The organism is Paenibacillus sp. J31R30 (genome assembly GCF_059692115.1).
This window is the reverse complement of sequence record NZ_JCAUAV010000009.1, coordinates 72,551-87,826: the sequence shown is the minus strand read 5'-3', so window position 1 is coordinate 87,826 and position 15,276 is coordinate 72,551. Positions and strand designations below refer to the sequence as shown.

Genomic DNA, 15,276 nt, shown 5'->3' with positions numbered 1-15,276 from the left:
TTAAATCATCGTTTCGCCTTCTGTGAATAGGTGGAAGGTCACGCCAAACTTATCTTTCACTTGTCCGTAAGCAGGGCTGAAGAATGCTTCATGCAGGTCCATGATGACCGTGCCGCCTTCTTTGAGCGCTTCGAAGAATTGTTTGGATTTGCTAGCATCTTTCGTTGTAATACAGATCGTTACATGATCGCCCTGTTGAACGGGTTGACCTGGGAACGTGTCAGAGAACATCAGTTGGCTTTCGCCGACTTGCATCATGGCATGACCAATCAGCCCTTTCTGTTCATCCGCAAGCAGGAAGTTAGGGTCGGCTGGCATCTCACCGAAGGTTTGCTTAAATAGCACTTGCGCATCCAGGGCTTTTTCATAAAAGGCAATAGCTTCAGCCGCAGTGCCAGGCAATACTAAATACGGAGTTAAACGAACGGACATGAATAAACAGCTCCTTCGATTGAGTGATCTGAAGTGTAAAATGTCTACCTCTTATTATTAACACATTTAACTGAAAAAATAAAGAACATATGTTCTATTTTTATGGAATCGTGAAATAGCTGCCCTCGATCTTGAATTTTCCCCATCCTCACGGAAAGTGCCCTATACTATAATAGAGGAAGACTATCTTCTTACACACAGGAAAGGTGCTAACGCTTATGAATAAGCTTGCTATCTGGTCGTGGCTGCCACGCATGTTCCATTCCTTTTCCTTAAAACAACGCATATGGTTTACCTTTGTCATATTAATCACGGTGGGTCTAGTAGCGACTGGGAGCATCGCCTACCTAATCGCATCCAAGGAAATTCAGCGTAATGCGATGCAGTCGAGCCAGGATACCGTTAATCAATCCGCGCAAATCGTGAATGAAAGACTAAAAAATATCGGTACGGCTGTCCGTGCACTGATGTTCAGTGATGCCTTCAAGCAGCTCATGAAGGATGTTCAGAATAAGGACAGCACCAGCTACTATAAGTCACTAACTGCGCTGCAGTACGTGTTCTCACAAGTGAAGTTCAATGATACCATGATCGAAAGTATACTCATTGCCACGCCGATCGGTGATTTCTATCCAACCTCCAGTGCACGAAGTAATGCGACATCCTTTTATCAATCGGATATGTTTAAGCAGTTTCAGCTCTTGAAGCGGGGGTTCTGGAGTAAAGGGCATGTGGATCCTTTTTTTACCGGGAAACAGCGGGTCATCTCACTCGTGGCGGAGGGTGTCAGTGAAGATTCAATTTTGAGTAATGAGCCAACGAATGTCTATGTTGTCATTAATGTGAAAGAGGACGATCTACGGGATCTCTTTATGGAAAACTTATCGGATCCTAACAAGCATTACTACTTCGTTGATTCGCAAGGTGAAGATGTCAACTACGCGGATCGTACTCAGGATAGAGCGTTCATGCAGCGACCAGATTTCGTGCAACAATTGACAGACGAAAGTAAGGGTTCCTTTTTTTACAGCGATTCCGATGACCAAGATTATCTCGTTAATTATGCACGACTAGACGTCAAGGATGATTGGATGATTGTCGGCGTCCAGGCCAAAGATAAATTGCTAGCCAAATTGAATGGCATTAAGCAAGCAACGACATTTGTGACCATCGGTTTTATCCTAGTCTCCCTTTTCATCACGAACAATTTAACACTTCTGCTGCTCAAACCGCTGTTCCGACTACAGAAGCTGATGAAGCGAGTCGAAGAGAATGATCTGGATGTACGATTCGAAAGTGTGTATCGGGATGAAGTTTCTCAGGTTGGATTCCGTTTCAACCGCATGTTAGATGAGATTAAGCAGCTCATTGAGGATGTGAAAAATCGGGAACGTGATAAACGAAGAGCGGAGATCAAGGCGTTGTCTGCGCAAATGGATCCTCATTTTTTCTATAACACGCTCAATACGATTTACTGTAAATCGGTGCTAGGTGAGAACGAAGATGTGAATGAAATGATTTTGGCGTTATCGAATATGTTCCAATTGAGCTTAAGCGGGGGCAGGGATTTGATCACACTCGCGGACGAGTTGGATCATGTTCGTCAATATTTGTCGATTCAGCAAAGGTCGTATGAGAATCTATTCGTCTTCCGGATGGAAGTTGAGCCAGAGCTGCAAGCTTGCCTTGTACCTAAAATCATGATTCAGCCTTTGATTGAAAATAGTATTTTGCACGGCTTCAAGGATATGACCTCTGGTGGTGAAATTCAGCTCACAGCTCGAACCGAAGATGATTGGCTGCATATCACGGTGGAGGATAACGGACATGGTCTCGTTCCTGAGCTCCTTCTCCAGAGCATGCTGCATCCTGCAACCTCGAAGCATGGTTATGCATTGCGCAATATATACACACGACTACAGCTGTATTATGGGACTGAACAACGGATGGAGATCACAACGAACGCATTTGGCGGAGCTCAAATCGACTTGTGGCTGCCACGGTATGAGAAAGAGGAGGACTTCCATGGACCGACTAATTAAGCTATGTGTGGTGGATGATATTCGAAGTGTCGTGGATATGATTACGAGGAAAATACCCTGGGAAGATCATGGGATTGAAATCGTGGGCAGCGCGACCAATGGCGAGGAAGGCTTTGCGGTGATTCGTGAAACGAAGCCAGATCTTATTCTAACGGATATTCGTATGCCCAAAATGGACGGCCTAGAGATGACTCGCAATATTATGGAGATCCTGCCGACGAGTAAGGTCATCATTTTAAGCGCCTATACAGACTTCGATTATGCCCAAAAAGCGATCCAATACGGAGCATTGGACTATGTGAAAAAACCTTTTTCCATTGAACAGATCGTGAAAGCGGTCGTCAAGGCGAAGGAGGTTTGGGAGCAGGAAAACCTGAGCCGCACGCAGCTAATTGGTCTCCAGCAGAAGATCAAGGAAAGCATGCCGGCCCTCCGGCAGGAGTACTTGTCGCTGCTCGTGTACCATCAAACCAATGACGCCGAGTTAGCGCGATTATCCGACTTTCTGGACATTAATGAGCTGAAGCCTCCTTTTGCGGTAATGACGATTCAGATTGATCAATTTACAGATAAATATGGCGAAGTGCCAGTGAAAGAGCTAGAGCTTGTCCGATTCTCCTTGCAAAATATCGTGGAAGAGACGATTGCCGTGGGTGGGGCATCGGTGGTATTTCGCGAGGGCTTCAATCGCTACATTTGTATTCTCAATGCAGCGAATCATGACATGCCGATTGCCATCGCAGATCAGTGCTGCGCGAACATTGCACGTCATACGAAATTCACGATCTCCATTGGCATCGGCCAATGTGTAGAGACCGTGCAAGAGCTGCCGAAAAGCTATCAGCAGTCGCTCAGTGCGTTATCGTACCATTTTTACACGGGAGGCAATGGGGCATTCAGCTATAATACGGATGCTGCAGCGGTCCCTGTGGAGTGGATTTACACCGAGGATAGCGAGAATGAGTTTCTATTCGCTTTCCGTTCGGGCAATCGAGATGCATGCGTAGCTTGGGCGATGACCATTTTCACAGAGATGGGGAAAGTATCCGTCCTCCCTGAGCCAGGTATGGTGGAGCGACTGCTGCAAGGTCTTGTGTTGCGGATGCTGCGCGTGCTGCTAGAGAAATTCCCTCGTCCCAGCCTGGTCGAATTCGAAGCAAAGACGCATGAAATCAAAGACAGCGGAGCTGCTATCCTGGAGTATCGCGCATGGTTCATTGAGCTTTGCGAAATTGGCTGCCGTCTGATTCATCAAGAGCGAGCGAGCGAGTCGCAGAAAATTATTCACCGATCGGCTGATTATATCAAAGCGAATCTGAATCTCGATTTGACCTTAGAGCATTGCGCGAAGCAGGTAAACTTGAGTTGGGGCTATTATTCGAATTTGTTCAAAAAAGTAACGGGGTCTACCTTCCAGCAGTTCGTTACCCAGGCCAAAATGGAGCGGGCGAAATCGATGCTGATTGAGGATTTTCAAGTACAGGAAATAGCACAGGAACTCGGCTACGAGCATCGGCGTTATTTCAGCGAGGTATTCAAGAAGCAGACGGGTCTTACACCGACGGAATTCAAAGAAATGTCTCTGGGCAAGTCCTCCAAGCCGTGAGGGCTTGCCTGTTTTTTGGGCAGGAGGAAGGGCAATATATAGAAATATCTGCCCTCATTCAAGAGTTGACCTCATTATCAGGTAACGAGAATTCTTTTAATATTAGAAGTGTAAACAACAGATTTAAGGGAGGCTTACACATGATAAAGAAATTAGGGACGGTCACATTAACAGTCGCACTCGCAGGTAGCTTAGCAGCTTGTAGTTCAAGTAAAACGGAAACAGCAGCAAGCCCGGCGGCATCCACCAAAGCATCCAGCGCGCCGGCGAGCGCGGCTCCTGCCAAGGCCAAAACGAAGCTCTCTTATTGGACGGGTGACCGTCATGATATGGACTATATCAAGAGTGTTGTTCAGAAGTTTAACGAAACGAATAGCGACAATATTGAAGTTGAAATGGTTGTAAAGACAGAAGACTTCAACCAAGCGATTGATCTGGCTTTTGCTTCCGGACAGGCGCCTGACGTCATTCGTGTTAAAGAAAATACGATTCAGCCTTTTGCAGCGAAAGGTTATCTGAAACCTATCGATTCTTATGTAACGGATGCGATTAAGAAGAAATTCCCAGTCATTGATGATTTCAACCGAATTGGCGGCAAAATGTACAGCCTTCCCAACTACGGGTCAACGATTCGTCTCGTTTATAACAAAGAGCTTTTCGCTAAAGCAGGCATCGCTGCACCTCCGAAAACATTGAAAGAAATGGTTGAAGATGCGAAGAAAATTACCGCAGTCGGTAAAGTGAATGGCTCCTACGGGTTTGCTCAGAACTTCAAGAGCCCGGATAGCGCGCTAGGTCGTTCAGCAAGAGTTATCGCAGAAGCTAGCGGTTACGGCGGTTTTGGTTATGATTTCAAAACAGCGAAGTTTGACTTCGCAGGATACAAAGATATCATTCAATCCTTTAAGCAAATGGTAGACGACGGCAGCACATTGCCAGGTATGGAATCCTTGGATATTGATCCACTGCGCGCACAATTCGCGGAAGGTAAAATCGGGATGTACATCTCCTTCTCCTCCGAGCCAGGCGTATATGCGAACCAATTCCCAGCGAAGATTGAATGGGCTGCAGCACCTGTTCCAACCATTGATGGCACGATCAAAGGCGCAAGTTCATTCCTTGGGGGTCAATGGCTATCCATCAGCAACACGACCAAAAATGCCGATCAAGCTTGGAAGTTCATGCAGTTCATGTATGAAGATGAAGTATTGAAAACGTATCATGAAAAAGGCTTTGGCTTGTCGATGGTACCATCTGTATCCTCTGTTGCCAAAAAACCAGAGATCAAAGGCATCGATGGCTTCTTGCCTAATGGAAATGACGGCACATGGCCGCTTCAACCAACTGTTACAGTTGAAGGTATGAAATACAATGATGCATTCTTCAAATATATGATCAGCGGCGGTAATTTGGATCAGATTATCCAAGATCTGAGCAAGCGTTATAACGATGCGTTGGATAAAGCAGTCGCGAAAGGCGATGTCAAAGTAGCGCCGAATCCAAGCTTCGATCCAATGAAACTAATGATGAAATAAGTGCTAACTGAAGAGATAACAAGCGAGAGTGGAGCTGAAACTCCACTCTCGCGCTCTATAAAGAGGAGGGAATGGGATGAACAGAACACGCCAGATCGGGTTTTCCTACTTATTTTTGTTTCCAAGCTTTCTACTGACCATGGTGCTGGGCGTCTATCCGATTGCTTGGGCGATTCGCTATATGTTTTATGAGTACAAAGGCTACGCGGCTCCAACCTTTATTGGAATCGATAACTTCAGACGACTCTTCCGAGATACGGAGTACTGGCATTCTGTCGTAAATACATTCGTCTATGCAGGTGGAAAGCTCATCATAACACTTCCGTTATGCTTAGCACTTGCCGTTATATTAAATTCCAAGCTGCGTGGACGCAACTGGTTAAGAGCAATCTATTTCATGCCTACGATCATTAGCTCAGCTGTCATGGCTGTCGTCTTTTTTATCATTTTCAACTCATACAACGGTATTCTTAATCAGTATTTATTAAAGTTTCATATCATCTCTGAAAGAATCGATTGGCTCGGACCCAAGCATGCGATGCTGACAACGATCATCATTGCAGTATGGGGGGCAGTAGGGAATTACATGCTGTTATTTCTAGCTGGTCTTCAAAATATCCCGAATGATGTGTACGAAAGCTCATCCTTGGACGGTGCGAATAAATGGCAGCAGTTCTGGTATCTAACGATTCCGATGCTCGGTCCGGTGCTGCAAATCGTCATCATGTTGGCGATCATCAATTCTCTCAAAGGGTATGAGAGCATCATGGTTCTCACCGAAGGCGGACCGGTAGGGAAGACGGAAGTCATGTATCTCTATGTTTATAAGCTCTTTTTCCCAACACCATCAGGATCTTTTACGGATCAACAATTTGGCTACGGTAGTAGCGTTGGCTTCATGACCGCTGTCATTGTCGGCATCATTACGCTTGTTTATCATCTGATGTCGAAGCGTCTAAACAAACTTCAATAGGAAGGAGATCGGATCATGGAAGTGACAGAATCGATACCTGCTGTTCATATAAAAAAACAAACACAGTCATTTTCAGTGGGTAGATGGGGTGGAAGAGCGCTGCTCTGGTTGTTTTTACTAATTACGGCCTTGCTCATCGTTTTCCCCGTCGTTGTGACTTTTTTAGGCTCCTTTATGTCAAATATGGAGATTACCAAGGGGGGCAAGATCTTCCCGTCTTCCTGGCATTTTGAAAATTATAAGGAAGCTTGGGTACAGGCTAACTTCGCGAGATTTACATGGAATAGCTTGTTCCTGAGTGGAGCAACGACAATCGGCGTACTGACCGTAGCCTCCATGGCAGCTTATGTGGTCGACCGCCTCAAATTTCCAGGCAGGGGGATCTATGTTGGAATTCAAGCGTCCACGATGTTTATCTCTATTGGCGCAGTTGTGATTAGACCGCAGTTCGAGCTGATGGTCAAGCTGCACCTGAACACGAATTTGTGGGGCGTAGTCCTCATTCTCGTCAGTGGTCACGCGTATATTTTCTTTATTTTACTTAGCTTCTTAAAAGGTATTTCCCGGGAATTAGATGAGGCTGCGCGAATTGATGGATGCTCTAACGCCGGTATTTTCTGGCGAATTATTTTGCCGCTAATGCGACCAGGACTAGGCGTAGGTGCGCTGTTCACCTTTTGCGGGGCGTGGAATGAGTACTTGCGACCGTTGGTGTTTACGATGACGAATCCGAAGCTGCAAACGTTGACCGTTGGGTTATCTTATTTGCGGTATGGCACCACAGCTGCGGTTCAAACGCACTATATGCTGGCTGGAGCGTGCTTATCGATTCTGCCATTGTTGATTGTCTATATGATTGCAAATCGTCAGTTCATGCAAATGACGGCAGGTTCATTGAAAGGCTAGGAGGACTTCTAATCATGGACATCAAGCGTTTAGAGAGACTGCGGAGGAACGCAGGTAAGTCGGATTTTCAAGCAGCGATGGAGCTGCTAAGACGGGATGCAGAAGAAGCGGCGGAGATCACCTTCGCCATTCGCTCCCACGAGCAAGGCGAATGGATGCACTATTATTATTGCGATGAAGATGGGACTCGGCTCACTTTCCAGTGGCACGAGCCTTTTCTTCATCGTTGTTCAACCTGTGGCAAGGAGCGGCAAAGTAAGCGGTTGGATGGGTGTTGGACATCGTTTGCCCATAGCCAGATCGGTCGAGCTGTGTATCACATTGCGTTGCTGTACGCGATAGAACCAGATGTGGAACGACTGCAATTCGTTAAATCGTATCTAACGGCGTATGCCGATCACTACGAATCTTATGCTATCCACGGGGATATTCCCTATAATGGGCCGGGTAAATTATTCGCCCAAACTTTAGATGAAGCGCATTGGATCACGGATCTGGCGCTTGCTTTTGATATGATTCAGGAGCATCTAACGCCTAATGAGATCGCTCATATTCGGGCAGGGCTGCTAAAGCCCTGTGCCCGATTTCTCATTGCGCATAAAGAAGAGCAAATTCATAATCACTCGGTATTGATAACATCAGCCATTGCTGCGCTTGGGCTTTTACTAAACGATAGAGGAGTGTTGGAGGCAGGCTTAGATGGTGAATATGGCTTGCATGACCAACTGGACCGTGGAATCATCGAAGACGGCTTATGGTACGAGGGGAATGTGCAGTATCACTTCTATGCATTTAAATCCCTGCTGCACTATGCCTTAATCGCAGAAGGAACGCCATGGGATATCTGGAAAAAGGAAGCGCTGAAAGCGATGTTCGATTATCCGCTGCAGCTGGTTTTGCCGAGCGGCGTTATGCCGACGATCAATGATGCAGGGTTAGGCGATCATATTGGCACGTATGCGCCCTATTATGAAATTGCCTACGATATTTATAGAGATGGCAAGTATCGCTCTCTTTTGAATACGGCTTATGGCACAAAAGATGCAGACCCACGCATGCAAAGTAGCTAGCCAAACGAAGCGAAATTCGATCTATGCATTGATGTTCGGGCAAGACCTGGTTGGATATACGGAGGAGTCCGACTTGCTTGGGACCGAGGTGGAGCAATCACGCTCCTTACCTGCGAGCGGGCTGACCAAGCTAGTGAACAAAGCTGGCTGGCATGTGATCGTGAAGCATAGCCGGTTCGGCGGTGAACATGATCATATGGATCGATTGGGGCTATCCATAATGCACGGCAGTGTCCCGTTGCTTGTTGACCCCGGTACGACGGCGTACGGAATTCCTGCGCATTACGGTTGGTTTAAGCATACGTATTCGCATAACACAGTGAGTATTGACGGGGCAGATCAGCCGCCACGGGATGGGCAATTGATTCAGATGCACGAAGAGTCATGGGGCGTATGGTTGGAAACAGCCGTGGATTGGTTGGCTGAGGATTATGTGATGAAAGATCGAATCATCTTGCCTGATGAACTCAATCCTTGGGACAACGACGCCTATCGAGGGGCTCAAGTTCGAAGAATAAACCTCTTAAGTGAGGATCATTTCCTAGATATTGTGCAAGTCACAGTCCCCGTACCGCGCGTGGTTCATTGGACGAATCATTTTAGCGGTAAGCTCCAGAGCACTGACGAGGGCGAGGCTGTCCAATGGGCCGCGTCGGAAGATCAGCTAAGCCGATTGGATCAGCAATGGTTTAGGGAGAAGAAGAGGCTGGATCAGGATGTTTCGGCCTTCCGTTATCAGATGCGTCAAGGTACGTTGGAGCAGCACATCTGGTGCTCTCTGCCTACAACGAAATACTCTGCGTTGACGCCAGACAATCCGCCAAGTGGGCAGCGAACATCTCTCATGACAACAGCTTCTGTGGAGAAGCATGTAATATTTGTACAAGCCCTTCATTATGATGCTAGCAAGGAAGAGATACTTCGGGGGAGACTGGAAGTGGCAGACCTGACTAGCGATACCCTTCAAATATCGTGGAATCATGCGAAAGCACAGGGAACTTATAAAATAAAGCTATATGACGGAAAAGTGTATATTGAGAAGCTGGCCTGATGTCATTATGATACCCATATAAAGGAATACGAAATAGACCCTCATTAGGGGAAAAGGGTGTAAGCAAATGAGAAATAAATTGTCATTCCTCAGTTTTTGGTCGATCAACGATGAATTGAATCTGAAACAACTGCAAAACCAGCTTGACGAACTGCGTTTATCCGGGCTGGAGGGTGTCATTTTTCATCCTCGGTTTTATCCCAATAAACCTGTCTACATGAGCGAAGCGTATCTGGCTATTCTGTCAGACTTGATTTTATATGCCAAATCAACGGGGATGATCTTCTGGATTTACGATGAAAATGGTTGGCCTTCAGGAACAGCAAGTGGTGAAGTGATCAAAAGGTTACCTGAATCCACATGTAAGCATGTCAATTGGATTTCAGATGAGCACGCTGGCAGTGGCAGGCTCGTTTTTGGAGAAATCGCAGCCGTCTCCTCCTTAGATCCTGAGGCTACACATACTTTTATTGAGATCATTCATGAAGGCTATCGCAAAGGCTTGCTTCCCGAAGCGTTCGATTATGTGACTGGCTTTTTCTCAGATGAAGTGGCGTTCCTAGATGGGCATGGGATTACGGTCAAAACAGGTGCCATTCCTTGGGATGATCGATTCCCTGTACTTTATGAGAATAAGTATGGCGAAGCGTTGCTCCCGCAATTACCGCTGCTGTTCACAACTGGAGAAGGCTACGAGAGCTTCCGTGTTCGATACTGGGAAATGTTAACCGATGCCATCATTTCGAGTTTTTATAAGCCTGTAGCTGATTGGTGTGAAAAGCATGGCAAAAAATTCACAGCCCACGTGAAAGCAGAGGAAAGTCCTTTCTTCCAGGTGTCGTATAGCGGTTCAGCGTTTCAAGTGCTGCAACAAGTAGAAACACCGGCCGTTGACGCCTTGGAGCGGTTCCCCGGCAATAACTTTTACCCGCGAATTGCCCACTCCGTCGCGATGCAGCAAGGGCGTGATAGCGTGCTTGTTGAAGCCATGGGAGGAAGCGGCTGGGGAGTCTCGCCAGAGTCCTTCACCAACTATGTGATGTGGCTGGCCAGTCATGGCGTGGAACATTTCGTGTTCCACTTGAACCAGCTCAAGCTTACCACCCAAGCGGTGCAAGATTGGCCGCCGTCCATGCCGAGCCATCTTACATGGAAGAATGCCTTTCCAACGCTGTTGGCCTCCCTGCAGGAGCAGGCGGCACAGCTGCCGGATTTAAGGGCGATGCCGGATGTGCTTATCGTAGCGCCAACCCGAGGGATCATGGCGAATTTTGATACGCGTGATGCGATGCAAATGAACGAGCATGACGGGTCGAACATTCCTGCCAGTACGGCAGGCATTCTCAATGCGAAGCTGCTTGCGCTTGTAGAAGCATGCTTCGAGGCAGGGCTTCATTACGAGTTGACCGAGGAGCGGGGCATCGAGGAATCTGGTGTTATCATGGACGGCAATCTGCGGATTGGCATGCGGGATTACACGCATGTACTATTGGCAGACGGCTGTCGTTGGCATGACCCCGCGATTGTAGAGCGCCTGCACGCTGCGGGGGTTACGGTATGTGATTCGGAGGACTGGCAGCGCGTCCTGCCTGTGAAGGCTCCTTCCGTACAAACGACTACGGAGGTTTCTTATATAGCGCAGACACCGTGGATTACGGAGGTGCCGGGGTCGAATCAGGTGTATGTTGAGCTGCAGCGGCAAGTGAACGGCAAGCTGACAGCTGAATTCAGCGTTGACCAGGCAGATTCTTTTGGCGGGATGTCACTCTTTTTGCATGATGACGTGAGCGGGGTTTGGTTGAATGGTGAGGAATTGAAGGTGATCCCAAGGTCAAGCGGCTTCGAAGCGGCTGTTCCTGCAGCGCTTGTTGTGAACATAACGAAGCTGCATATCGAGGTATCACCGCTACCAGAGGGTGAAGCTTGCCCCCTTGTTTTCTTGCGCGGTCAATTCATCGTCACGAGTAAAGCGCCGCTTATCGAGAAGGACGCGCATCAATGGATGCTCGAAGGTCCTTTCGAGCTAGCTCCATTGCCTTCCGTGATCAACAGTGCAAACTTGATTGCGTCAGGATTCCCATTTGCAGGCTCACCTGTTGCTGTGAAGAAAACGATCCAATTGAACAGCGTGGAACATGCATCCATTGAGCTAACTAATTTATGGGCGGATGCCGCCTTGGTGAAACTGAATGGGGCTGAACTGGGTTGGTGCTGGGGGCCGAGCTGGTCGGTGCCGCTTCCGCAAGCATTGATGGAAGGCTCGTATGAACTAGAGGTTCTGTTATATCCGAGTACATACAATGTATACGGACCTCATCGTCATGTGGACGGAGACCGCTATTTAACGAGTCCAGACCAGTATAAAGGTGTTAAAAATTTTGCTGACCGTCCAGATGCGCCTGAACAAACGAAGGTAGATTACGCCCATTTCGTCAAATGGGGGATTTCGGGTGATGTGCGAATCATCAATTGAATGAATTGTTAGTGAGATAAGAAATACGCTATCCTTACAAAGACCAATAGAAAGCTGCCCTCGATATGGAAGTTCCCGCATTACAGGAACGAGGGCAGTTTTTTTATAATTAATTGTGTGAGCGCTTTACTTTCTCGTTTAGGCGAGAACATCAGAAGGAGGGAATTTATTTGCACAAAATGAAAGCATGGCTGATCGGACTATTTTCATTTGTTTTTATCCTTGGGAGTTTAGGTGCGGTACCTATTCAGGTCCATGCGGCCACTATCTCTTCCTACGCATTACCTTCGATCTACACGGCATCCACGGTGTATGGGCTCAAGGTAGATGCGACAACGATTCCTGTTGTTAGTTACACGAGTGAATACGATTATGCCCACTTCTCCATGTCGGGGTCAGCGACCATTGAGATCACGGCCATTGGACAAGCGAATATTACCTCTTACTCGATTAGCCCGAAAAAGCTCAATTTGACGGGAACTACGAGTGGCAATAAGCTGACGTTTACCGTCAGTGGCGATGAATATTTGATAGTCAAAATCAATGAACAACGCGCTCTCGTCATCGCAGCTGACCCGGCGGAGACGAACAAACCCGCCTCATCGGGGACGGGGATTTATAATGTGAAAAATGCGCCATACAACGCGGACAGCACAGGAACTAGTATGGCGACAACGGCCATTCAGAATGCCATTAATGATGCGGCCAACTACATGGGCGGGCAGGGGATTGTGTATGTGCCTGCGGGGATCTATAAGGCGGGCAATCTGCAGCTGAAAAGCGACGTCGCTTTGTATTTGGAAGGCGGAGCCGTGCTTCGTTTTACAGGGGTAGCGAGTGATTATACGGTGAATTGGCACAAGGATTCACAGCTTCGAGACGTCACCTGGTGGTTATACACGCAGACCGGCGCAGATAATGTCAAAATTTACGGTCGAGGTACCATTGACGGCAACGGCAAATACGCGACATCGACTAATAATTTTGCCAGTAATATTATCGTGCCGATCGGTACGACCAACTTCACATTGGATGGTCCGTTGATTCGCGATTCCGGTTCGTGGGCTGTGACGCCAGCAAGATCGAATGATCTTACGTTCAAAAATATGAAGATCTTTAACCGTTTTGATATGGGCGAGAACGACGGTATCGATGTGAATGAATCCCAGAATGTACTCGTTCAGCATGGCCTTGGAATTGGCTTGGATGATCCTTACACAACGAAAACGTGGGATCAGACGGTGGATATTAGTCTAAGCTGGCCAGGAAGTCCTGAGCCCGTCAGTAATGTCGTGTTTGATGATCTGATCTCTTGGACGGTTTGCTTTGGATTTAAAGTGGGTCAAGGTATGAGACAAAATCAAAGTGACGTTACTTTTAAAAACAGTGTAGTTTACGACGCATCCGTCGGTATCGGAGTCGACCATAAATACGGGGTTGGAACACTGACGAATGTGACCTTTGATAATATCGATATCGAAAGAGTTACCAATACCAATGATAGCACGCGTACATGGGCTTATTTTACCATTCGAAATGCCGATGGTTTCGGTGGCGGCACGATTAATACGTTGAATGTCAAAAACATTCTGGTTCGCGATGCTGGAACGACTTTAGGAACGCTGAAAGGCTACAGCAGCACCAAAAATATCAGCAATATCACGTTTGATAACGTGGTTATGCCAGGGAGTGCGACGCCTGCTCAGAATTTATTTCAGATGAACATTCTCAATCGTGCATTCCATACGCCAGTGACGATCCTGCCAACGCAAATTGCTGAACCTGTGCAACGGCCGAATCTAGCACTAAATAAACCAGCAACCGCCTCATCTTCCGCTGCTGCGCCGAGTCTTTCTTTTGATGGCAACTTCGGTACGAGATGGGGGTCCAGTTATACAGATAATGAATGGATCTATGTAGACCTTGGGTCATCTGCGTATATAGATGCCGCGAAGCTTTATTGGGAAGCTGCTTATGGCAAAAACTATCAAATCCAAGTATCGAGTGATGGGGTCAACTGGACAAATGTATATACCACAACGACAGGGGATGGCGGTGTCGATGACATTAGCTTTACGCCTACTTTGGCTCGATATGTGAAAATGAATGGGACCCTGCGAGGCTCCTCATACGGCTACTCCCTGTGGGAGTTAGAAGTGTACGGAACCGTAGGAAACTTAGCCATTGGGGCAGGTGTATCGGCGACCAGCTCCGTTGAGAATACGAATTTCTCGACTGCAAAAATAAATGACGGGCAACGTAACACCGTAACAGGTTCCATGGGGTGGAGTAGTAACAACAGCTTAACCACGAATCATACAGAGTCAGTGACGCTTGATATGGGTTCGAACAAGACGATTTCGAAAGTGGATCTGTACCCACGAAATGATGCAGGCAATATCGGTCAGAACTTTCCGATCGACTTCACAATTAAGACCTCGACGGATAATGTGAATTGGTCGACCGTTGTTACACGAACAGGGTACGCTCAGCCGGGGAATGCAGTTCAAAGCTTTGGTTTTTCTGCGGTATCTGCTAGATATGTGAAAATCGAAGGAACGAATTTACGTCCGAACCCGAGCGATGCGAATCGGTATCGGATGGCTTTTCCAGAGGTAGAAATTTACGCTGCCAATCAAGCATCCGGCGCAATCGTTTCAGCGAGCAGCTCTTTGGAGAATAGCAATTTCTCCACAAGCAAAGTGAATGATGGCGGGCGCAATTCGGTGACAGGTTCCATGGGTTGGACCAGTAATAACAGCCTGACTGCGAACCATACCGAGAACTTAACGATTGATATGGGATCGAACCGCAGTGTAACCAAGGTCGATATTTACCCGCGCAATGATTCGGGAAATATTGGTCAGAACTTCCCAATTGATTTCACTGTACAGACCTCTACGGATAATGTGAATTGGACGACAGCCGTGACTAGAACGGGATATGCGCAGCCAGGGAATGCGGTTCAGAGCTTCACCTTTACTGCTGCGACAGTGCGTTATGTGAAGGTGGAGGGCACGAACTTGCGCCCGAACCCGAATGATGCGAATCGGTATCGCTTAGCGTTTGCTGAGGTTGAAGTTTATTGATTCATAGGAAATAACCACGTAGCCTTGGGGCTGATGTGGTTATTTTTTTTGGCAAAGGGTGACCGCACCCCGCACCCCTGGCTAACGGACATAGGATAC

10 protein-coding genes are annotated in these 15,276 nt (G+C 47.3%); 9 read left to right on the top strand and 1 reads right to left on the bottom strand.

Annotated elements, in window-relative coordinates; translation table 11 throughout:
* A complete protein-coding gene (locus AC58QO_RS24630) occupies positions 1-432 on the bottom strand; it encodes a VOC family protein (protein ID WP_497270175.1) in 432 nt (143 codons plus the stop codon).
* 218 nt (positions 433-650) lie between these two features.
* Between AC58QO_RS24630 and AC58QO_RS24625 the strand changes: the two genes are divergently transcribed.
* The 9 genes from AC58QO_RS24625 to AC58QO_RS24585 all read left to right on the top strand — a co-directional run bounded on the left by AC58QO_RS24625 (position 651) and on the right by AC58QO_RS24585 (position 15,177).
* A complete protein-coding gene (locus AC58QO_RS24625; protein WP_497270173.1) occupies positions 651-2,474 on the top strand; it encodes a cache domain-containing sensor histidine kinase in 1,824 nt (607 codons plus the stop codon).
* Positions 2,458-4,080: a response regulator gene (locus tag AC58QO_RS24620; protein ID WP_497270171.1), complete on the top strand. Its 1,623-nt coding sequence runs from the start codon at positions 2,458-2,460 to the stop codon at positions 4,078-4,080. The genes AC58QO_RS24625 and AC58QO_RS24620 overlap by 17 nt, the downstream gene beginning before the upstream one ends.
* A 140-nt stretch (positions 4,081-4,220) precedes the next feature.
* Positions 4,221-5,615 (top strand): ABC transporter substrate-binding protein, encoded by a 1,395-nt coding sequence (locus AC58QO_RS24615; RefSeq protein WP_497270169.1) that lies wholly within the window; start codon positions 4,221-4,223, stop codon positions 5,613-5,615.
* A gap of 76 nt (positions 5,616-5,691) precedes the next feature.
* Complete coding sequence (locus tag AC58QO_RS24610; RefSeq protein WP_497270167.1) at positions 5,692-6,588, top strand: carbohydrate ABC transporter permease; 897 nt, start codon at positions 5,692-5,694, stop codon at positions 6,586-6,588.
* A 15-nt stretch (positions 6,589-6,603) separates the two neighbouring features.
* Complete coding sequence (locus tag AC58QO_RS24605) at positions 6,604-7,494, top strand: carbohydrate ABC transporter permease (protein ID WP_497270165.1); 891 nt, start codon at positions 6,604-6,606, stop codon at positions 7,492-7,494.
* Positions 7,495-7,508: 14 nt separating this feature from the next.
* The gene (locus AC58QO_RS24600) at positions 7,509-8,564 is read left to right on the top strand and encodes an alginate lyase family protein (RefSeq protein WP_497270163.1); all 1,056 of its coding nucleotides are present in this window, start codon (positions 7,509-7,511) and stop codon (positions 8,562-8,564) included.
* Positions 8,524-9,615 (top strand): heparinase II/III domain-containing protein, encoded by a 1,092-nt coding sequence (locus AC58QO_RS24595; RefSeq protein WP_497270161.1) that lies wholly within the window; start codon positions 8,524-8,526, stop codon positions 9,613-9,615. The genes AC58QO_RS24600 and AC58QO_RS24595 overlap by 41 nt, the downstream gene beginning before the upstream one ends.
* Before the next feature lie 67 nt (positions 9,616-9,682).
* Positions 9,683-12,088 (top strand): hypothetical protein, encoded by a 2,406-nt coding sequence (locus AC58QO_RS24590; protein WP_497270159.1) that lies wholly within the window; start codon positions 9,683-9,685, stop codon positions 12,086-12,088.
* Positions 12,089-12,267: 179 nt separating this feature from the next.
* A complete protein-coding gene (locus AC58QO_RS24585) occupies positions 12,268-15,177 on the top strand; it encodes a discoidin domain-containing protein (protein WP_497270405.1) in 2,910 nt (969 codons plus the stop codon).
* Positions 15,178-15,276: the final 99 nt, after the last annotated feature.